This window comes from Bacillus sp. AFS002410 (genome assembly GCF_002556365.1).
Classification (GTDB): domain Bacteria; phylum Bacillota; class Bacilli; order Bacillales; family Bacillaceae_G; genus Gottfriedia.
The window spans coordinates 18,528-39,626 of sequence record NZ_NUEU01000019.1; the positions used below are offsets into that span (position 1 = coordinate 18,528).

Sequence of the window (21,099 nt, forward strand, 5' to 3'; positions counted from 1 at the left end):
GTTTAGTTCAACTGCAAATAAAATAAATTAAAAAGTTGTAAATCTATGATTATAAATTTTCCCAATATTTTTAATGTTAATATTTTGATAAAATGTAATTAGACTTACAACTATTGGAGGAATATATGTCATTATTCATTACAGCTTTCGGTATAAAGTTTCTAGCATGTATTTTGTTTACGCTAATCTGCTTCTTAATTGCATGGCCTGTAGGATTGTATTTTAAATACAAAGATGCTCAAAAAATGAAAGAAGTATTACGCGATCAACCACTTAATAGACGAAAATACTGGTTAAAGCAATTTTTAAAGTTAAGTTTATCGATTTTGGTTTTTTATGTTGTCTCTTTTATCATTGCACTTTATTTTGAGATGTCTTTCTCATCAACAGCACCATTTGTTGGACTTTTCTCTCTATTAATTATGCTTTATATTAAATTCGCCCCACGCACAACTGGTGAAGTGACACCTGATGTTGACGGTTGGTATAAAACATCTATTATCGTCGACCCTGATGAATATTTTACGTCAACAGGTGCAACAATTATTTTTGGATCATTTATTTTTACTGCTTTTGAATTTATAAGTGTTCTTTATTAAAAACTTTAAATGATTAATCTGGAAGAAGAGCATTACTGCTCTTCTTTTCCTTCATATAGTAGATTCATTTATAAGTCTCTCTAGTTCCTCATCTATTCTGCTAATATCAATTCTTTCAAAAAGAGGTTTCACATCGTTAAGTTTTACTAAATTAGAAGATATTTCATTCCATTCAAAGCTTGGTATATTAAGCATTTCTTTTATTTCATTACTTGAAAACGGTAGGAATGGATGCAAAATTTGCGCTAAATTGGTAATTGTATATATACAACTCGCCATTGTATTATGACACTCTACAGGACTCTCTTTGACTTGCTTCCAAGGCTGAGTTTCATCAAAGTATTTGTTTGCAGATCGGATAAACTCAAAAATTTCTTCTAGTGCTTTTTTGAAATTAGTCGCTTCAATATGTGAGCCTACAATCTTGTATAGTCTTGTAATCCCTAAACGAATTGTTTTGTCTATTTCTCCCTCTGGGACTTCTCCATTATAGTATTTTTCAATAAACTTTAATGTGCGGTTTATAAAATTACCATATGCTCCAAGCAATTCACTATTATGACTGTATATGAATTCCCTCCAAGAAAAATCAGTGTCACGATTTTCCGGTGCATTCATTGTTAAAAAATACCGGATTGAATCTGGGTGATATTTTTGGATTATATCTGGGACCCACACTGCCCAGTTTTTACTAGTAGATAATTTTTTCTTCTCAAGTGTTAGATATTCATTAGAAACGATATGGGTTGGAAGCGCCTCTTTCTTAAGACCAATTAAAATTGATGGCCAAATGATTGTATGGAATGGAATGTTGTCTTTTCCGTGAATATAATAAGATCTTGTTTCTTTATTCCAAAAGTTTGCATCAACTTTATTGGTTATACTTGCCCATTGTTTACTTGCTGAATAATATCCAGACACTGCTTCGATCCACACATAAATTTTCTTCTGTTCATATCCTTTAACTGGTACGCTTACCCCGTTTGGTAAATCTCTCGAAACGGCTCGGTCATGGAGTCCTTCGTTTAAATATCGCTCAGTTAATTGGATCGCATTTGAGCGCCAGTTTCCGTTTTCTTTAGAAAAATTATAATATTCCTTTAGTTCATCTTGTAATTTGCTTAATGAAAAATAAAAGTGCTCAGTCGTTTTAACAGATGGAGGATTGCCACATAATTTGCATGTTTTATTTAATAAATCTAAAGGATCTAAAATCGCAGAGCAAAAATCACACTGATCTCCACGAGCATGCTGACCACAATTTGGACAAGTTCCTTCTACATATCGGTCTGGGAGAAACTGTTGATATTCTTCACAATAGCATTGTTCAATCTCCTTTTTATAAATTAATCCACTTTGCAATAAATTTAGAAAAATGTCTTGAACGGTTGTATGATGATGTTCTGCGTCCGTTCTTGTATAACAATCATAGGTAAATCCCAATGTTCTAAAATTATTTTCGAATTCATTATGGTAACGATCTGCAATTTCTTTATAAGTCACATTTTCTTGTTTTGCTTTAATTGCAATTGGTGTTCCATTACAGTCACTTCCTGAAACATACAACACATTCGCCTTTTTTAATCGATAATATCGAGCTAAAATATCACCTGGTAATAAAGCAGCGATATGACCTAAATGCAAGGAACCATTTGCATAAGGCCAAGCTCCACCAATAAAAATATCCATATATAATTCCTCCTAATGTTTATAAAATACAAAAAACCTCGCCCCTATCTTTAACAGATAAGGACGAGGTTTAAAATCCACGTGGTACCACCTTAGTTCACAACGTATTTGCATACGATTGTCTTTACAAGTACGAGCATAGTTGCTGATACTGTGACTTTGATAACAAGTGCCAACTCTTGTCGTAGCCTACTAGTAATTAGTTTACGTTCAGTACGAAGCTCCGAGGCCATTTTTCAAATGAGTATTCATGCTTCTTTTCAGCTACCAAAGCTCTCTGTAAAAAATAACTTCATTTTACTTTTCCTCTTCATTGCCTATATTTAGATGTTAAAAAGATTTTATATAAAAGATATTGAAAAGTCAAACTATTTATAAGGAATGATCAGTTTCTATCTATATCATATTTGATGCAGATTAAAAGTTGATTCATTTACTAAGTTTTTTGTCGAAACAATCATTATTATGTGTGAAGGGATTTTAAAATGAAAGTTAAATATATTCAATAATCAATGTTTTAGGAGGAGAATTCATGTCTAACTGGAAGACTGCATTATTTGAATTACAAAAAACAGATATGTCATTTTCGACGTTTAAAGAGGTAAAAGCTGAGCACTTAGATTTCAATAATGTAAGCTTGGCTAATTCAAAATTTACAAATGCCAATATGAGAAATTTAGAATTGAATGATGTGAATTTATTTGGTACCCAAATATCAGATGTCAATTTATCTAATTCGAAAATACAAAATGGTAATTTAAGAGATTTAGTCATTGATCATGTTCATTTAGCTGGCACAAGCTTTCGTAATATTGTTGTTCCTGAAGATCTTAATCATGATAGTCAATCAAATTCTATTAAATTTGAAAAATGCAATCTAACAAATAGCCAGTTTACTGACTGTGATTTGAGTAATATCGAAATTAGTAATTGTAAACTGACAGGGATGAAAATAAATGGAATCTTAATTGAAGATTTATTAAATAGTTTTAGCGAAAGAAAATAATTTTTTCTATATTAAAAGAGGCTATCTCAAAAGTTCATCAACTTTAGAGATAGCCCTTTTTTTCTTTATTTAATGGTCGTCCAGAACGACATTTCTGTTGGTATTTCCTGTTAACTGCGCCTCGAACATATCAATTATATGCATAAACCGATCTGCTTCTCTAAATACATGATCTGCAAGTAGTGGATGAATAATACTTTTAATTCGGCAAGCTTCAATTAAATCGCGAGCTGTTTTCTTAAACTCTCTAAGCGATTTAACTGAAACACGGTTTTCATTAAGGAATTGGTCAAGTATCGGAACGGTTTCCGATTGCGGTCTCATTGATTCTAAGTCCACAGCCTGGTATAAAAGTTGGTCAAAATCATGGCTAAATTCTCTAGCTTGATCGACTAATTTTCTTTCTGATGGATCTAAAAGATGTCCGATAAATTTTGCATGGTCTGCCATAATTCTTAAAAAGAAAACATTCTCTTGTATAATTGCAGCTGGTAGCGGCTGAAGTTGACCATTATTCAATTCGGTTAAGCGATTTGCAAAATATGCTGCTTCTCTACTAGTATGATCAACTAATAAAGGAAAGTTATTACCAGTTATTTTACAAGTAAGAAGTAAATTAAGAATTTTTCTCTTATATGCCCAAATCATTGAAGCTGACTGATGCACCTCATTATTAAACTGTTTAATTTGCTGAGGATCCGTTTGCACTGAAAATGATTGTGCTTTATTTCCAATCGTATCGAACACATTATAAAAATGGTCTGCCTCTTGGATTAACTCTGTATCATCACAATTGAACCCTAGTTTAAGAAAAAGGGAATGCTCTTTCATGATCCTCGACCAAAACAGTATCTCATCCAAGGACCTCGCTACAAACGCATCTGACATCAGGACCCCTCCTAACTCTATTTCACTTCCCTTTCTAATATATTGATATTTAAATGAAATATTACATATACACCTTATTAAAGTGGAATTGTCTACTAGATTCCTAATAACCATAAAATCCAATAAAAAAAGCATTACTTCAAATCGAAGCAATGCAATATATTTCCATTCATTATGATTTCAAAATATCATGGTCAACGTAACGATTACCATTTAACTGGCTAATGACATTAATCGCAACTTTTGCTCCGTCACCTGCTGTAATAATTGTGTGCACGCTCGAGCCAGCAACAGTACCCGCTGCCCATACTCCCTCAATATTTGTTTTACCTGTTGAATCAACATCAAGTATAGTCTTAATGCGCGGTTCTGTACCAGGCTTTGTATTTAGGCCAATTTTTTCAGCTAATTCAACACTTAAGCCTGTAGCTAAAATAACTTGATTCGCTTCATAAGTAGCCGTTTCAGTTTCAATAGTGAATGAATTTTCTGTTGGAACTATGTTTTGCACAGTTCCTTGAATAATTTCAGCACCAAATTTTCTAACTTGATTTTTTCCTGTTTCAACTAAATCTGGGCCAGTAATTTCTGATACCCCATAATGATTTTCAATCCATGCTTTTTTCGTGATACTTTTGTCATTATCTAGGACTAAAGTTTTTTTACCAGCTTTTGCTGCAAATAAAGCAGCACTTGCTCCTGCAGGTCCGGCGCCAATAACTACGATCTCATACATTTTCAAATCGCTCCCTTTTACAGATAAGATTGATTTAGTACAGTAATACTAATTCTGCCGGCGCCTTATTTATCCCTGCAAGAATGAATAACAAATTATTTAAATCCTGGGAAATTAGAGAGATCCGAATAGTTAATCCATAATAGTACAAATCCAATAATGCCTAATAATAATATTGTAAAAGTTTGTTTAAACGAATCTTTCACTCGAATATGTGCAATTATTCCACCGATTGCTACAACTCCTAATAATAATCCACCAGCTGGGACCCAACTTGCTTCCCAAAATCCAATGATTAATGAAGCTACACCAATCAATTCCACTAATCCAGTAATGACTCTAAACCACTGTGGTAATTTCAAATGATTAAAGCTTTCAACACTTGAACTAGAACCAAAAACTTTCCCAAACCCAGCAATCAAAAACATAAGAGCTAATAAAATTTGTAATATAGTTGATAAAATATCCACTTTTTATCACCCCTTTGCTTAATATATATGCAATTTTAAAAAGAACATATTACTTTAAAATACTTATTTCACTTAAAATTTTGATTAGAACGTTTATTAAAATTGTAAAATATTGTTAAAACCCTCGATTTAACTTGCTTTCATTTTGATAATTACAAATTGAAAAAGGTCATTTTAAGCAAAATAAAAAAGCAGTTTTACCTGCTTTAACGCTGCTGCGAAAAGAATTTGTCAATTAATCAACAATATTTTCAATGTAAATGAAGCTGTTTGATATTGATTTCCACTACAGGATTCTCGCTTTCCATGGGGCGAGACCTGAGCCTCCTCGGCAAGCCTGCGGGGTCTCAGGCTTCCCGCTTTTCCCATAGGAGTCGAGAATCCTTCCGTTCCAATCAACTTCTTCTACAAAAAAGCTTACATCAAAGAACGGAATTATGATTCTTAATTTAGAAATAGAAATTAATTACTCAATATCTTTGACAATCTCGATAGATCCTCTATATTTAATCTAATCATTTGATTTTTTTCTTCAAAAGTTTAAAAACTAAATATTCATAGATTCTGAAAAGGATAAACCATAAATTTTGTTGTTATTCTATAAATAAACGATTAGTTAAAAACACCAATACAACATCATCAAAAGATTACTACTTAATCATCAAATATTTCACTTAGTGTACTTTTTAAATATTGACTTTCAACACTTTAAAATAAAAAAGCAGTTTACCTGTTTTCAAGTGTCTCGATAAAGTTCCCAAATACTTATCTACTATAATTTAAAGCCCAAAATGCTGTTTCGCTAATTCCTTATATCTTATTTCGTCAATAACCTCTTTTGTTACTACGCCGTTAACCCATTGCGTAAATGAGCTATTCGTTAATGTTTTATTCCCTTCATCTGTAAGTTGAGTAATTAAAGGATTTTTATTGAATGGAGATTCCTCATGCTCAGCAATGATTGTTTGGATTTCATTAAATTCAGATACATCCGAAATTATGTCATTTGAATCAAAGGCGTAACCAATTCTCCAATTAGTATCTTTATGCTTTAGCTTTATTAACAATACATAATCCCCATATTCAGTGTCCTTTTTCTCAATTCGGAATTCACCATTACTTGAACTGATCAGCACTCCAGTTAAGGGTACTGCTCTTAAAGGGAGATTTGCACCAAATCCTGTATCGACTAAATACGTTTCTTCATTATGTGTCAAAAGGATTGTGACATGTGTTCTTCCAAATGTAGGGTATTTTTGAGTTACGTTGTCATACACAACACCTCTTGATAACCTAACGTTAAAACCATGTTCTAGTAAAAATAAATATAATAAAGAATTCAATTCATAGCAAAGTCCGCCCTCATTTTTTACTAATAATTTGCTTATTAAATTCTCTCGTGTGATTCCTTGAGTTTTATTTTTCATAATACATAGATTTTCAAAAGGAATATTTTTTGCTGTCTTTTCGAGAATTAAATCTAAATGACTAAAATTAAGTTCTTCTTGAATTTGTAATCCAATTCTTTTTCGAAACAATAAGTTAAACTCACTCATTAATTGTCCCTCCATCTCATAAATCTCTTTCATTAATATTATCATTTAAGCTAACAAAAAAATAATAAGCCACTTATGCGGCTTATCATTTATAGTCTCTTTTCAAAATAGTATTGATTATATCCCTTTGGATGATCTTCAATCACTCCAAAAACTTTATATCCATGCATCTTATAAAACGCTGGAGCTTGGAAACTAAAAGTATCTACTTTAATAAGACGGCAATCTTTTTCTATTGCAAATTCTTCCATTTGTTTGATCAAATTGCTACCAAAACCTTCGTGCCTATAATCTTCTGATACCCATAAAAATTCTATCGATAAATGATGCCAGTATATTCTACCAGTAATTCCTCCTACTATATCATCCTGATCATTTCTAATGACAAAGCTTACATTTTCAGACGGCGCATTTTTCTCATCTGGTAGGTTATTAGAATTATATTCAATTACTTTTTTTCTTATAAAATCACTATCTTCTTGCACCCATTGTTTTACTATTTTCATCATTTTTTCTCCTATTATATTTACATACTTTTTGATAAATTACTGACTTAATACTGCATATCCAAGCCATCCAACTAAAATATAATTTGGTGAAATTAAAAGTAGCAAATACTTTGTTTTATATTTTTTATGCATCTTAAATGCCGCCAATAAATAGAGAAGCGGAAATATTAATCCCCAAATAAAAAAAAGCGGTGTTGCTGCTAAATAAAGTGACATTGGTGTAAATAAAATTGTTGTAATAATTAGTAGAGAAGGCTTCTTTACTATTAATGCTACTATCGATAAAAAAATAGAGACAATTGTAAATGGCCAAAATAAGATCAGCATATATACCTCCTAAAAACTACTTTCTCTAAAGATATCTATATTCCTTTTGAAGTTTAGTCATTCTTAAACAAGAATTAGATATAAAAAAATAAAATATTCATATAAATTAGAAAGCTTTAATATTAAAAACATGGTATAATCTTCCAAAAAGGAGTGAGTTAAATATGCATGGTGACGCATTTTATTCTCTTTTTGCACTCATACCGCTTATTATTTACGTCGCACCAATCGTTTTTATTATTTGGTTTTTATTAAAATTCCTAAAGCTCCAGCAGGAGAAAAATCAAATTCTTAAAAGTATTTCCGATAAGCTTGATAACTTTACTAACGATCATTCAGAATCTTAAAGAGCATTTTGCTCTTTTTTTTTGCTTTGTAAAAGGAGATTTATAAATTATCAGTAAAAAAGACAATTTTCCCAAATTACAATTACTCATTCCTTCTATATAATTAATTTAATAATGAAATATTTATAGAGGTGTAAGGAAAATGTTGTTACTAAAAAAATATTTAAAGTGGATTTCTAAAAATAAAGCTAGAAGGTATGACCTTGCTGAACTACTGTCTGGGATAATTTTTGTACCTACGATGTTTATTGGACTTGAGTTGCTGCGTCCCAAGTATTCTGTATGGTTTACGTTATTAATACTGTTTTTGATAATAAATTTGTATATATTATGTGATAATTTATTTTTGGGTATTTTGGGTAAATTTAATGTTAAAATTTCAAAATGGACGATTGTTATTCCGTGGTTTTTGGTGTTCACTTATTTTGTTTTAAGTGATTTTTAAATAAAAACAAACCTTAAACATTTTTTATCCAATATTTATAATGGTTGATAAAAAATCGCATTTGTTAGCAATGCTCTTATTCAGCTAAATCACGTTTTAGTTCAACATCACAAAGCTGCTTCGGTAGCTTTTTTTTATCCAAGTAAATGGCATATTAGTTGAAAAAGGAAAAATAGAGGAATATATAAATATTTCAAGTATTTGTATGTGTATGTGGTGTATTTTCACTGAATAATGGTTTTGGAGGATTTTATATGAATCATATTACTACGCCTGACCTTTCATCTAGGCCCTTTGGTTTAATCGTTGAAAGATTAATGGAATCATCCCCAAATTTACTTTATAGAGCGTGGACGGATCAGTTTGATCGTTGGTGTGCAGCTCCTGGTACAGTGTTAATGACAGATGAAGTCAATACCGTTTTCTTTTTCGAGACTTATTTTGAAGGAAAACGTCATCCACATTACGGAAGATTTCTAAGACTCGTACCTGATCGTCTTGTAGAGTTGACATGGGTTACTGGAGATGGAGGAACAAAAGGTGTTGAAACTGTTGTAACAGTAGAAATTGAGCCTAATGGTAACGGTACTCGATTGCGACTCACACATAAGGGTTTTCCAGATGAGGAAACAAAAAATGGACACGAAAATGCTTGGGGCTTTGCACTTGAGCACTTGGATAAGAAGATGTTGGAAAAATATAATTTAAACTAGTACTCTTATTGAAATGAAAGGAGTTAATAGTCATGGAATTGACTAATGCACAGCTATCGGCAATAGAATACATTACTAATTATTCTAGGAACTTTAAAAGTGATGCTAAAGCAACAATTAAGCACATTCTTCAAATGTCTAATGTCTCAAGTAATTTATATGAAAATGCAGTCGAAAAGCTAAAGGCTCATGCTAAGGTTGCTCTTCATTTTCACCCAGATAGACCAGTTTCCAATATGAAAAATGTTTCTGAAGCGCTTCTTCAGCAAGGAGTTTATAAAAGTCAATTTGAAACATTTATATCAAATGGTAGCGTGTCCGCCTATCCTGGGGGTGAACGTGATTTATGGGAGAAAAAGATTTTTGGAGGAGCATATCAACAAAAAGGAGCAACCAATACCCAGCGTCCCAAATATGGGGCATTAAATTTAATGCTACATCCCGATGGTCCTTCACCTCGTTTTGGTTCTTGTTATTTTCTCCTATCATCAGAGGCATCACATCGTTGCACATTTACGTATTTGGATTCACACCAAGATCCAAAGGAAAAAGGCACATATAAAGAGTTTGATCTTATTTTGGCAGCTCTTTTGGAAGAGGTTTACATAAGAGATTTTGGAATCGGTGAAACAAATCTAACCCCTTCAAAATTAATTAATCATTTGCTAGTTAATCTTGAAAAACCGTTCGTGGACCCTAAAAATATGGAAGCAAACCGCAATCTTAATCACTATATTGAAGCTCAAGTTCATGGAGATATTTCGCTTAATGAGGACGTGGAAATGCTTGTTGCAGATCCATCTTTCAAGAATACACCTGTAGGTATTTGCTTAGAACAAATATGCTATAAATATTCAATTGAACTTTATTGGCATATGGGGTTTGTACTTACTGTCGACGAGGTTCCCGTTGACTTTAGAGGTCCTTCTATGCCCTCCTTAGCAAAACGTATTGCATGCAATAACATTATCGATGCAAATGTGATAGGTTCTGCGGTAATGAGCTTAGAAAGTACTCCTTTATCTTGGAGCGACCTGGGAACATATAAAGAAGTACTTCAAGAGCTAAAACTATTGTGGCATGTTCTAGTAAGATATGGGAAGCCCATTCGAGATTTTTCATAATATTGATTACCTAGAATACTTAGTTTTGTGTAACTAACGCATGCGATTCTTCAATAGAAGATCGCTTTTTTTATTTCACAAAATGGCAGTCTCGTTGAAAAAGGAAATGATATAATTGAATTAAAAATACAAATGGAATATTACTATTTTGCCCAGTTTTTTCTTATGAGAAAGGTCGATAAAATTGAAATTAACTTCTAATCTTACAAAACAATATAAAGAAATGTTTAAAGAGACTTTATTTCCATTAGGGTTTATTATGAAAGGTTCGTTATTTATTAGGGTGACAAATAATGAGATTATTCAAACGATTAATATCTTTAAAAGTTCACCAATTGATTTCACCCTAAATATAGGCATTTTCCCATTTTCAAGGGATAACGATAAAAGTCTATTAAAAGAAGGTTCATTTAGATTGTATGATTACGGAGATTACGATTCTGGTGAGTTTCAATATAATCCTTTGAGTTTAAAAAGTATTCAACAAGAACTTGAAAAATGTAAAAATCAGTTCAAAAAAGAGATTTTACCAATTTTTGAAAGTGTTCAAACTGAAGAAGAGTTTTTGAAATTCGAAATTGAATCTGATATACGAAATTACGGGGAAATAAGTTTTATTAGTAATGAAAAACTAAACTTATATTTAAAATTCAAAAATTATGAAGATGCATTAAAAGTAGTAGAAGCATTCATAAATCAAAACATCTCAGCAATAATTGATAATCATAGAAGTGAATTCAATAGTGAAGAAGAGTTTCAAATTTTCTTAAAAGATGAACTTAAAGAATTGAATGAATTAAAGGATGCAATCGAATCAAATAACACAAAATTTCTAAATCAAATTGTGATGACAAATATTGAAAACACAAAAATTATCTTAAAAGATTATGGATATAAATTCATATAAGTCTTATTCGACTAAAGCATGCTTTAGTTGAATAGCATTTTTTATTATGTTCTTTTAGATTTCTTAATTAATCTATTAAATAGTGCAATAACTCCTGGGATAAAAGTAGTTATGGCTGTTATTACTAAACTAATTAATGGTTATGTTTTTTCATTAATTTAGTATCGAATACTCACTGTAAATCAAAATCAATACAATAAGAATAAAAGCAATCTTATTCCATAGACGATATTTAGATGACTTATTATTTTCTGAATCACTTTTTTTATTTTTCGAAGTAGACATTGCATAAACAAGTGGAGCCACTCCAACTAAACAAACTATTAAGTTAAAAATTATTTCCATTCTTTCCTCCCATTTCTAAAGATGTGTTACTTCTATTACAAATTCTTTTCATAAGACTTTAACTTGGGGAATTTCGCCTTTTTTACTTGAAATTTAATATTTCTAATTCTACTAAACTGCCATTTAGTCGAATAAGAAAAAGCCACCTGAATTGACAGCTTCTATTCAACTCATGCATGCATTAGTTGAATAAGGTATAAAATGGCTGTTAATTACCTGTGAATCTTATCAAAAGGTCTATAAAAAATATAATAACCACTAATATAATCATAGGAATGCAGCCTATTTTTGATATTCCATTTAAGTCACCCGACATTGAATTGTTAACTGCATCATTGAGGTTTTCAACTGGATTCTTTTTAATTTTCATAGCAACCTCCAAAAATCCAGCCTGTAAATACTCTAATTACTCTTTATTCTTCTAATTTTGTTTGAGAGCGAACGCAATGCGTTAGTTACATAGTGATGTTTATTTATGGTTAATATCTAAAACTACTGCCATTTCTTTACCAAATCGATCTCCATGATCAATGAATCCTAAACTTGAATATAAATTATGTGCTCCTAGGTTTTCAGGATGATAGCCTACAACAATTTTTTTTGCATTTGGTAGTTTAGCAATTTCATCGATCGTTAACTGAGTCGCCTTTTTACCTATGCCTTTTTGTTGAAAGTTCTTATCAACCATTATTCTATATATCCAATAGCCATCAAGCTCTTCCTCAGTAGTATTAAACATTAAAAATCCAACTATATTGCCTTCAAATTGAATAGCAAATGGCTTTAGTGAAGATTCAAATTTCGATTGAGCAATCGAGATTGCATTTGGTTCGATGTAACTCTTTTGATCTTCAGATACCTCTAATTGACAGCATTTATACCAGTTTTCTGAATTTAACTCCACAAGTTCTATGTTTTTATCCTGCATAATTTCTCCTTCGTTTCAGTTGTTTGAGCAAGACTTGCTCTAATTATAATTTTAACAAATATTTCCAACGTTTAATTGGGACATTTATACTAATTCAATTAATCTGGCATTTACTGAAACAAAAATAGAGTCACCGAAGCAACTCAAGTAATTGAACTAATGAAGTCCTTTAGTTAAATAAGAGTTCCAAAGGATGTCTAATTAGACATCCTTTTTTAGTTCAAAAATCAACATATTAATTTAAAGAGCCTATTTTTTCGAAATCGGAATCCATATCTCACTTTTAAAAGTTGGTGAAGTAATGTCCTTATGCTCATTCCACAAAATTTCAGGCCCTTCTTCTTGTTGGTAATTTGATGAAGGAAACCATTCAGAATAAATTCGTCCCCATACTTCTTGCAATGCTTCTGGGAATTTCCCAACAGCTTCGAATACTGCCCATGTTGATGCAGTTACCTCAAGTTGTATGAATTCGTCCGGACACTTATTTGTAGTGGCAACACCAATATAATGATCAAGTTCACCTTTTTCTTCCATCCTACTTTCAGAAAAATTTGTTGATGCGCTTATAATGCCATTTGGCTCAACGTTTGAGAGCTCTTTTAATTGTGTGATTTTATCCATCGTTAAACTTTTCCACATCGAGGCAATTTCCGGATTAACTCCATTAAAAATAATCGGAACTCGCTTTTTTATACCAACGATTCGAAACGCTTCTTTTTCTTCAATTCGATAGTTCATTTCATTTCCCCCTTTAATTGATAATTGGAAGGTCATTCGTGGAAATGCTTTAAGTGAATTGCCATTAACTCTCGCTTCTGAAGGAGTTATTCCATGTAGATTTTGAAATGCTCTCGTAAACGAATCCGGAGAATTGTATCCGTATTTTAAAGCAAGATCAATTATTTTTGTGTTATGTTCTTTCAGTTCAAATGCTGCTAGTGTAAGACGGCGACGACGAATATATTCCGACAGTGAAATTCCAGCAAGAAACGAAAACATTCTTTTAAAATGATACTCGGAACAAAAAGCCCTCCTAGAAATTTCTTTATAATCCATAGTACTTGTAAGATTTTCTTCAATATATACTAGTGCATCATTCATATTCTTAAGCAAATCCATTTGACTACCTCCCTTATCAATAGAATAACAGGAACAAAAATAACATATCCGACATTTCATGTTTAGTTATGTAGGGTCTTAATTTACTAAAAAAAAGAGCTACCTTCCTTAAGTAGCTCCCAAAATAATGTATTACATCGATAATTTATATTCATCGTTAACATTCAACTTCTTATTTACTTTAACGTAAACCAACACTGCATTAAATAATAATAGTGCACTTGTTACAAAGAATACGTATTTTACGCCTAAATATGCTCCAATTTGGCCACCTAAAACCGATCCGACAAATACGCCTAAATAACCAGCTGACATATTTAACCCAAATACTCTACCCGTAATAGCATCTGGTGTGATTCGTTTAACTAATGTATTAACAGAAGGAGTTAACCCTGCGGTTGCTAATCCTAAAATAAATCGTAGCCCCATCAACTGCCAGGCGTTTTTTACAAAAGCTTGCGGAATAACCATCAGACCTGAAACAACCAGTGCAACAAATATAACTTTATGTGGACCAATTCGATCTGAAATCTTCCCTAATCTTGGAGCAGCTATAATACTTGCTAACCCTGAAGCTGAGAATGCCATACCTGCTAATAATGCAACATGTGTAGAATGAGCAGACAACTGAGAAATATAGACTGTAATAACTGGCTCGATTGAATAAAGAGCGATTGTTAAAACAAAAAAGGTAATAAACATTGTGATCATTAAGCCTTTATCGGGAATAATATTCCATATTTCCTTCATTTTAAGCACCTTTTTATCTTGGCGAGTAAAGGATTCTTTAACAAATAATGCTGTTGTAATGAATGCAACCATGATAAGTGCACCCGTCACAAAAAATACATTTTGTAAACCTACAGTCTCTCCAATATATCCACCAATCATAGGTCCAAGTAATGAACCTCCTATACTTGCTGTTGAAAGTGTACCTAAAGCCGATCCAGCATGCTCTTTATCAGTTTGCGTAGCGATTAAAGTAGTACAAGCTGTTCCATAACCAGTGATGACACCTTGTAAAAGTCTTAAACCAATTAATATATAGACATTATGTGCAAAACCCATACAAAAAATAATAATCGACATACCAAGGCTTGCTCTTAGTAGCATTGGTTTTCGACCAAATTTATCTGCTGCCAAACCCCAAATTGGAGAAAATATTGCAGATATAATGAAGGTTACTCCAAACGCTATCCCAGAAAATTGACTAATTAGGGCAGAATTATGAACACCTAGTTTATCAATATATAGAGGTAATACTGGACCAAGTTGGCTCATTCCAATACTCGTTACGAACATCCCAAACCAACAGACAATTAGATTTCTTTTCCACAATAACATAATATCCCCCTCTCTTTTTGATAAAAATAAATCAATATAATAAGTCCCGAAAATGAGACTAATAAACAATATCTCATTAGTTTAACGATACATATAAGACTAAACTATATTTTATAGTTTGTAAATTATATAATATAGTTTACTAATTATTAACTAAAGTGTTAAACTATTTTTAGTAAAAATAAGTGGGAGTGAAAAAATGGTTCAAAAAAGAAATTTAACTAAAGAAAAAATTATTGATGTAGCTTTTCAATTGGCTAATGAAATTGGTCTTAATCAAGTTACTTTTCCGAAGATTGCAGAGAAACTAGATATTAAATATCCATCGTTATATAACCATTTCGCTAATATGGATGATTTAAAATTAAAGATGACAAATTCACTTTTAAATAAGTTAAATTCGAATTTAATGCAAAGATTAGTTGGTAAAAGCGGTGAACAAGCAATTCGAGAAATTGCTTATGTATACCGTGATTTTGCATTTGAAAATAGAACTGGTTATGGGCTTTTTATGAATATTCCAAGTACAGAAAATGAAGATGTCAAACAGCTCGCTAAAGAAACAACTGGAATTATTCATCAAGTATTAGAGTTTTATATTACGGACCGCACCTTACTAATTCATCAAGGTCGAGCATTAAGAAGCATTTTACACGGATTTGTCTCAATGAACTTCCTTGGATATTTTCAGCATCCGGTAAATGTGGATGATAGCTTTGATGTTATGATTGATGACTTTATTACTTCCGTTTCAAAAGCTCAAAAATAGTTTCAAGTTTTTAAAGAGATATAAAAAATGTGAACACTAAGCTAAGAACCTTAAGAAATTAAGATACCTAGTTTAGTGCTCACATAAAATCAAAGGGAGGTGCGGTAAGAGCATAGCGCTTTTACCCTACAAATGAAAATAGATAAAGGTATTGAAACAATTGAATTAGTAATGAACTTTATGGGATCAGAAAGAATTATTCATCCCACATTACTTTGGGATGATCATGAAGTAATCTTAGTAGATACAGGAATGCCAGGACAAACTGGAGAAATTCGTGAAGCGATTGAGAAAGCTGGTTTAGAATTTAACAAACTGTCTAAAATCATACTTACACATCAAGATATAGATCATATCGGTAGCCTTACTGCAATTTTAAAAACTGCAGATCAAAACATTGAAGTGTTAGCCCATAATGAAGACAAACCTTATATTGAAGGCGACAAAACGTTTATTAAAATGAATCCTGAACGAATCGCAAAAATGATCGAATCACTTCCTGAAGAACAGGCTCAAAAAATAAAAGCGATGTTCGATATACAACTTACTACAAAGGTTGATACTACAGTAACTGATGAAGAGGTATTACCATACGCTGGAGGAATTACTGTCATCTATACTCCTGGACATACTCCTGGTCACATTAGTTTATATCATCATCAAAGTAAAACTCTAATTGCAGGAGATGCGCTAACTTCAGAAAATGGTGTAATCATGGGGCCAAATCAAAGTAATACACCTGATATGGAGACAGCTCTTGAGTCCATTAAGAAATTCACTAAATATGATATCGAAACTGTTATTTGTTACCACGGCGGAGTAGTAAATGAAAATGTAAATGCACAGCTTTTAGCATTAGCTAATTCTAACTAAATTAAAAAATAAAGGGCACCTGTATAGGTGCCCTTTGTCTATTTAATTAAGCTTGTTTTTACCTTTCATAAATGAACATAAAACTAATACGATTAAAATTCCTAAGCATACAAATATACTTAATCTATTGTCTTTACTAAAAGCAAATGCTATACAACTCACACCTAATGCAAGGACTGTGAAAGAAGTTATATATGGAAATCCCCATACTCTAAAGTGTGGCATTTTCGTATACGTTTTGCGAAGCTTTAGTTGTGCTAAACAAATGCTGATCCATACTATTGATACCGTAAACCCAGGAATCGCCATTAAATAACCAAATACGCGATCTGGAGAGAAATAAGCTACGAATGTGCCTCCAATTAAAATAATTGCACTTACAATGACCGCATAAACTGGTACACCATTTTTTGAAATTTTTGCAAAAGCTTTCGGAGCTTCCCCTTCAGTTGCTAATGAATACATCATACGTGTACAGCCATAAATACCAGAATTGGCTGCAGATAATACTGCCGTAATTAAAACAAAGTTCATAATATGAGCTGCACCGTGAAATCCAACTGTCGATAATACTTGAACAAATGGACTTTCTTGATTACCGATTTCATTCCATGGAATTAAACCGCAAATTATCAAAATTGGAAGAGTGTAGAATAAAACAATTCTCCAAATAACTCCTTTAACAACTTTTGGAATTACTTTTTCAGCGTCTTTTGTTTCTGATAAAGTCAATCCAATTAGTTCTGAACCACCATAAGAAAAAATGACAATTAATAAAGCAGAAAATACGCCAGACCAACCGTGTGGTAAAAATCCTTTATGTTGAACATAGTTATGAACATAATCACTATTTCCACTTGGAATTATGCCAAATAAAATCCCTGCGCCTAACGCAATAAATAAAACAATCATTGTAACTTTAATTCCAGCAAACCAGAATTCTATTTCGCCATATCGTTTCACATTCATAAAATTAACGATCACAATAAAAATTGCACTAATAAAACTTAAAGACCATAATGACATTGAAGGAAACCAATATTGTAAAAAGCTTCCAGCTGCAATTACTTCAATCACACAAACAACTAACCACATAAAGCAGTACAACCAACCGATCACAAAAGATACTCTTGTACCAAACGCTTTATGAATAAATCCTTTCATATTTAGACCAGGAAAAGCAATCGCCATCTCCGCAATCGCACTCATTACAACAAGAAGTAATAATCCAGCAAATATATAAGAAAAAATAACCGCTGGCCCCGCTATCGATACAGTTTCTGATGTTCCTTTAAAAATACCAGTTCCAATTGCTCCGCCGAGTGCCATGAAACGTATATGCCTTGGCAATAAATTTTTTTGTAATTCCATCTCTCTATCTCCTCTTTCTAGCTGTATATTTATAAAAAAAAATCGCCCCTGTCACTTATGACAGGGACGATTTACACCGTGGTACCACCCTAATTGCAGATAAATCTGCCTCTTGTTTTAGTTAACGATCAATGACCGTCTTTCTCTAATAAATGTCGACCTTTATTTCGAAAAAGATGCTCCAGGATTGTAATTCATGTTTATTTTTGTACTGATTCACACCATCCATCAGCTCTCTTAAACAGTGAAACAAACATTACTGTATTCCCTTCATTGCAGTTCATATATTAAATTTTAAATAATAAAAAAGTCCCTACTGATTTACTCAGTAGGGACGAATTGTTCGCGGTACCACCCTAGTTGCAGAATTAATCTGCCTCTTAAAATTTGATAACGATCATAATTGACCGTTTTTCCCTCAGTAAAGATGAAACTTTACCTCGAAAAAAATAGCTCCAGGACCGTAATTCATCCTTATCTTTGTACTGATTTCCACCAACCATCAGCTCTCTATTACAGTGAGATAAGCACTACTTCAATACCCTTCATTGCTTAAAACTATATTAATCTACTATTAGTAACTTGGTTCTTTTTTTAATATGTTTTGTATTATAGAGGTTATTTAACAATTCTGTCAACACCTTTTTTTACTAGTTAACTCTACTTCAATTGAAAAACGCTGCTATATGTAAATTGTAACCGTTTAACTTTAATTGGATTTAATCAGTCATTTTCATACCATTCCATAACTTCCGAAAGCTTTTCTCTTATACTTTGTAAAAGTTGAATTGGCTCTTTAACTTTAGCTTCTTTTCCGATTGAAATAAATAGTTGAGCGATAAAAGGAATTTCATTTTGACCAATCCAATCTTCAATAAAACCAGTTCCATCTTCTCGTACTTGTACTTTAAACCTCGGATCAATTATTGTCTCACATCTTTGAACTCCGTCTCTACTAAGCTCTACATAAAACTTAATTAATCTCTCTTCTTTCATACTTGCTAATTTCTTTCCAAGCGATATATGTGGCAAATTTAACGGTTCATTTTCCACATCATGACAAACTGAAAGAATTTTATCGCATCTAAATAGTCGATAATCATCACTATTAAAACAATATGCTGGACAATACCATAATCCATTGTTCGCATAAATTCCGATTGGCTGAATTTCTCGTTTCGACCTCCCTTTATACGAATCATATTCAATGCTAATCACACTTTGACTAATAGCGGTTTCTAAAAGTATTGAAAGAAATTCGGATTTCGCTTGCTTTGTAGGGATTATAAAGTCAAAACGATTTTTCATTTCATCAATTCGATTTTTCACATCAGATGGTAAATAGGCGTAAAACTTTTTCAACGCTGACTTTGACTCTGCTTCAAAGGGAAGCGTAGAAAAATGCCGCAATGCATGACTAGCAAAAAATAATGAAACTGCTTCTTCTTCAGTAAATGTAATAGGTGGCAGAACTCTTTCGTTCAACACTTGATATCCACCATGAGGACCCACTTCAGAATATAACGGCACCCCTAATTCACTTAACTCTTGCAAATCTCTTAAAATCGTTCTTGGTGACACATTAAATTCATAGGCTAATTCCTTAACCGTAAACTTGCGCTTTCGATTGACAAGCATCATTAATTCAATTAATCGTTTTGATTTAGCAGACATATTTTCACCTTTTTTGATAACTATGACAATTTTTGTCACTATTATAATCTATCATATGTCTTAAGCCAAACAAAAAAGGAGAATTTAGCTATGAAAACAATTGAACAAAATAATAAAGAATTAGTAAAAGAATTTATTGAAGTTTTTTGGAACAAGAATAACCTAGACAGTACAGCCAATTTATTATCACCTGAATACATTGATTACTCTTATGGTTCAACAGAGGGATTAAAGCAATTCGCTAGTGTAATTTTTACAGGCTTCCCAGATAGCCATTACACGATTGAAGAAATCGTCTCTAATGAAGACACTGTCATTACAAGACTGGAATTTACAGGTACACACTCTGGATTATTTAGAGGAACTCCACCAACTGGAAATTCCGTAAAGGTTACTTTATTTAGAGAATTTAAAATCGAAAATGGCAAAATTTTATCTCACCGCGGATTATTTGATACAGCAACACTAATGAGCCAATTAATGACAAAATAAAAATATAAAGCTACCAATCATATTTAAATGATCGGTAGCTTTTTATAATCTTCTTTAAACACAAAACTCTCATTACCTCTTCCGATTATACTTCTCAAAAGAAACTGACTGAACTTCGTATTTCTTTCCATTCCAATCATAAATTAACATCAAATTCCCGATTGCTCCTCCGCCATCCGTTGAAATCATGACGACAGCATCGGCAATTAATTTTTTCTTTTCAACAATATAATCAACTGGAACATGGGTATATACACTATCGTCGGAAGAAGTATCTTTAAATCCTAACGATTTCAAATTAACTTTATATGTTTTTTTCTTAGTTGTAATCGTGACAATATCCCCTTTTTTCTCCATTTCAACGAGTCGCTTAACTGCCTCAGGTACCGATTCTACTGGTACTTCCTTATATTCTTCGTTCTGACCATCACTTCTAATTTGCAATAAATGAATAGGATCATTGAAATTATCCAGCGAAATGATAATTTCATCCTGCCTGTCCTTATTCAAGTCTTCACTAAACATTTTTGTACCGTACTTCCCACTTTTCCATGTTGGAAAATGATATAAAGCTCCCTCATTTCCAATTTGGACATCAAAATTACGATATTCTTTCCAATCAATTCGATCAGCAATAAGATATATATTTTCCTGCCAAACTTCACTCGGAAAACTATTCATAACTACACGCTCAGCTGCTTGTGCACTGACAGTTGAACATGAGAATAATGTAAAAATACTAGTAAGAACTATGGTTAAATGTCTGCTCATCGAAACACCACCCTTTTTAATTAAGATGTCCAAATTAGGTAAATATAACCATTTATTTAACTTGAACACATTCCTGAAAATTGAAGAGAATACT

22 protein-coding genes and 3 other annotated features are annotated in these 21,099 nt (G+C 32.2%); of the genes, 8 read left to right on the plus strand and 14 right to left on the minus strand.

Features of this window, described 5'->3' with window-relative positions; all coding sequences use genetic code 11:
• The first annotated feature begins 125 nt into the window (after positions 1 to 125).
• Entirely contained in the window at positions 126 to 599 is a 474-nt protein-coding gene (locus tag CN692_RS12355) for a hypothetical protein (protein ID WP_098119469.1), read from the plus strand.
• A gap of 51 nt (positions 600 to 650) precedes the next feature.
• On the opposite strand, the gene metG is transcribed toward CN692_RS12355, so the two are convergent.
• Complete coding sequence (metG, locus tag CN692_RS12360) at positions 651 to 2,288, minus strand: methionine--tRNA ligase (RefSeq protein ID WP_098119470.1); 1,638 nt, start codon at positions 2,286 to 2,288, stop codon at positions 651 to 653.
• Positions 2,289 to 2,344: 56 nt separating this feature from the next.
• Positions 2,345 to 2,611, minus strand: a binding site (T-box leader).
• A 209-nt stretch (positions 2,612 to 2,820) separates the two neighbouring features.
• Here metG and CN692_RS12365 point away from each other — a divergent pair.
• A complete protein-coding gene (locus tag CN692_RS12365; RefSeq protein WP_098119471.1) occupies positions 2,821 to 3,294 on the plus strand; it encodes a pentapeptide repeat-containing protein in 474 nt (157 codons plus the stop codon).
• Between the two features lie 69 nt (positions 3,295 to 3,363).
• On the opposite strand, the gene CN692_RS12370 is transcribed toward CN692_RS12365, so the two are convergent.
• The 6 genes from CN692_RS12370 to CN692_RS12395 all read right to left on the minus strand — a co-directional run bounded on the left by CN692_RS12370 (position 3,364) and on the right by CN692_RS12395 (position 7,780).
• Positions 3,364 to 4,182 carry a DUF2935 domain-containing protein gene (locus tag CN692_RS12370; protein ID WP_098119472.1) on the minus strand — a complete coding sequence of 273 codons (819 nt, stop codon included), beginning with the start codon at positions 4,180 to 4,182 and terminating at the stop codon, positions 3,364 to 3,366.
• A gap of 172 nt (positions 4,183 to 4,354) precedes the next feature.
• On the minus strand, positions 4,355 to 4,918 hold the full coding sequence (locus CN692_RS12375) for an FAD-dependent oxidoreductase (RefSeq protein WP_098119473.1): 564 nt from the start codon (positions 4,916 to 4,918) through the stop codon (positions 4,355 to 4,357).
• A gap of 95 nt (positions 4,919 to 5,013) precedes the next feature.
• Positions 5,014 to 5,388, minus strand: coding sequence for a DoxX family protein (locus CN692_RS12380; RefSeq protein ID WP_098119474.1), 375 nt, complete (start codon positions 5,386 to 5,388; stop codon positions 5,014 to 5,016).
• A 779-nt stretch (positions 5,389 to 6,167) separates the two neighbouring features.
• Positions 6,168 to 6,944 carry an arylamine N-acetyltransferase family protein gene (locus tag CN692_RS12385; protein ID WP_098119475.1) on the minus strand — a complete coding sequence of 259 codons (777 nt, stop codon included), beginning with the start codon at positions 6,942 to 6,944 and terminating at the stop codon, positions 6,168 to 6,170.
• Positions 6,945 to 7,033: 89 nt separating this feature from the next.
• The gene (locus CN692_RS12390) at positions 7,034 to 7,450 is read right to left on the minus strand and encodes a GNAT family N-acetyltransferase (RefSeq protein ID WP_098119476.1); all 417 of its coding nucleotides are present in this window, start codon (positions 7,448 to 7,450) and stop codon (positions 7,034 to 7,036) included.
• A gap of 39 nt (positions 7,451 to 7,489) precedes the next feature.
• Complete coding sequence (locus CN692_RS12395; RefSeq protein ID WP_098119477.1) at positions 7,490 to 7,780, minus strand: hypothetical protein; 291 nt, start codon at positions 7,778 to 7,780, stop codon at positions 7,490 to 7,492.
• Positions 7,781 to 8,826: 1,046 nt separating this feature from the next.
• Between CN692_RS12395 and CN692_RS12410 the strand changes: the two genes are divergently transcribed.
• The 3 genes from CN692_RS12410 to CN692_RS12420 all read left to right on the plus strand — a co-directional run bounded on the left by CN692_RS12410 (position 8,827) and on the right by CN692_RS12420 (position 11,316).
• Positions 8,827 to 9,285, plus strand: coding sequence for an SRPBCC family protein (locus tag CN692_RS12410; protein ID WP_098119480.1), 459 nt, complete (start codon positions 8,827 to 8,829; stop codon positions 9,283 to 9,285).
• A gap of 32 nt (positions 9,286 to 9,317) precedes the next feature.
• A complete protein-coding gene (locus CN692_RS12415; protein ID WP_098119481.1) occupies positions 9,318 to 10,409 on the plus strand; it encodes a DUF3626 domain-containing protein in 1,092 nt (363 codons plus the stop codon).
• Between the two features lie 184 nt (positions 10,410 to 10,593).
• Positions 10,594 to 11,316, plus strand: coding sequence for a DUF4304 domain-containing protein (locus CN692_RS12420; RefSeq protein WP_098119482.1), 723 nt, complete (start codon positions 10,594 to 10,596; stop codon positions 11,314 to 11,316).
• 153 nt (positions 11,317 to 11,469) lie between these two features.
• On the opposite strand, the gene CN692_RS12425 is transcribed toward CN692_RS12420, so the two are convergent.
• The 4 genes from CN692_RS12425 to CN692_RS12440 form a co-directional block, all read right to left on the minus strand.
• Positions 11,470 to 11,661, minus strand: a complete 192-nt coding sequence (locus tag CN692_RS12425) for a hypothetical protein (RefSeq protein WP_098119483.1) — start codon at positions 11,659 to 11,661, stop codon at positions 11,470 to 11,472.
• A 469-nt stretch (positions 11,662 to 12,130) separates the two neighbouring features.
• A complete protein-coding gene (locus tag CN692_RS12430; protein WP_098119484.1) occupies positions 12,131 to 12,589 on the minus strand; it encodes a GNAT family N-acetyltransferase in 459 nt (152 codons plus the stop codon).
• 249 nt (positions 12,590 to 12,838) lie between these two features.
• Positions 12,839 to 13,711: an AraC family transcriptional regulator gene (locus CN692_RS12435; RefSeq protein ID WP_098119485.1), complete on the minus strand. Its 873-nt coding sequence runs from the start codon at positions 13,709 to 13,711 to the stop codon at positions 12,839 to 12,841.
• A 132-nt stretch (positions 13,712 to 13,843) separates the two neighbouring features.
• Complete coding sequence (locus CN692_RS12440; protein ID WP_098119486.1) at positions 13,844 to 15,055, minus strand: multidrug efflux MFS transporter; 1,212 nt, start codon at positions 15,053 to 15,055, stop codon at positions 13,844 to 13,846.
• A 199-nt stretch (positions 15,056 to 15,254) separates the two neighbouring features.
• Between CN692_RS12440 and CN692_RS12445 the strand changes: the two genes are divergently transcribed.
• Together CN692_RS12445 and CN692_RS12450 are read left to right on the plus strand one after the other, a co-directional pair.
• On the plus strand, positions 15,255 to 15,824 hold the full coding sequence (locus CN692_RS12445; protein ID WP_098119487.1) for a TetR/AcrR family transcriptional regulator: 570 nt from the start codon (positions 15,255 to 15,257) through the stop codon (positions 15,822 to 15,824).
• Positions 15,825 to 15,956: 132 nt separating this feature from the next.
• Entirely contained in the window at positions 15,957 to 16,697 is a 741-nt protein-coding gene (locus CN692_RS12450; RefSeq protein WP_098119488.1) for an MBL fold metallo-hydrolase, read from the plus strand.
• Between the two features lie 42 nt (positions 16,698 to 16,739).
• Here CN692_RS12450 and CN692_RS12455 read toward each other — a convergent pair whose 3' ends face one another.
• Together CN692_RS12455 and CN692_RS12460 are read right to left on the minus strand one after the other, a co-directional pair.
• A complete protein-coding gene (locus CN692_RS12455; RefSeq protein WP_098119489.1) occupies positions 16,740 to 18,068 on the minus strand; it encodes an amino acid permease in 1,329 nt (442 codons plus the stop codon).
• 59 nt (positions 18,069 to 18,127) lie between these two features.
• Positions 18,128 to 18,351 (minus strand) — a binding site (T-box leader).
• Positions 18,352 to 18,395: 44 nt separating this feature from the next.
• Positions 18,396 to 18,626, minus strand: a binding site (T-box leader).
• A gap of 165 nt (positions 18,627 to 18,791) precedes the next feature.
• Positions 18,792 to 19,742, minus strand: a complete 951-nt coding sequence (locus tag CN692_RS12460; protein WP_098119490.1) for a helix-turn-helix transcriptional regulator — start codon at positions 19,740 to 19,742, stop codon at positions 18,792 to 18,794.
• A 90-nt stretch (positions 19,743 to 19,832) separates the two neighbouring features.
• Here CN692_RS12460 and CN692_RS12465 point away from each other — a divergent pair, with 90 nt between their 5' ends.
• Positions 19,833 to 20,234: an ester cyclase gene (locus CN692_RS12465; RefSeq protein ID WP_098119491.1), complete on the plus strand. Its 402-nt coding sequence runs from the start codon at positions 19,833 to 19,835 to the stop codon at positions 20,232 to 20,234.
• A 72-nt stretch (positions 20,235 to 20,306) separates the two neighbouring features.
• Here the strand turns inward: CN692_RS12465 and CN692_RS12470 are convergent, their stop codons facing one another.
• Positions 20,307 to 21,005: a hypothetical protein gene (locus CN692_RS12470; protein WP_098119492.1), complete on the minus strand. Its 699-nt coding sequence runs from the start codon at positions 21,003 to 21,005 to the stop codon at positions 20,307 to 20,309.
• Positions 21,006 to 21,099: the final 94 nt, after the last annotated feature.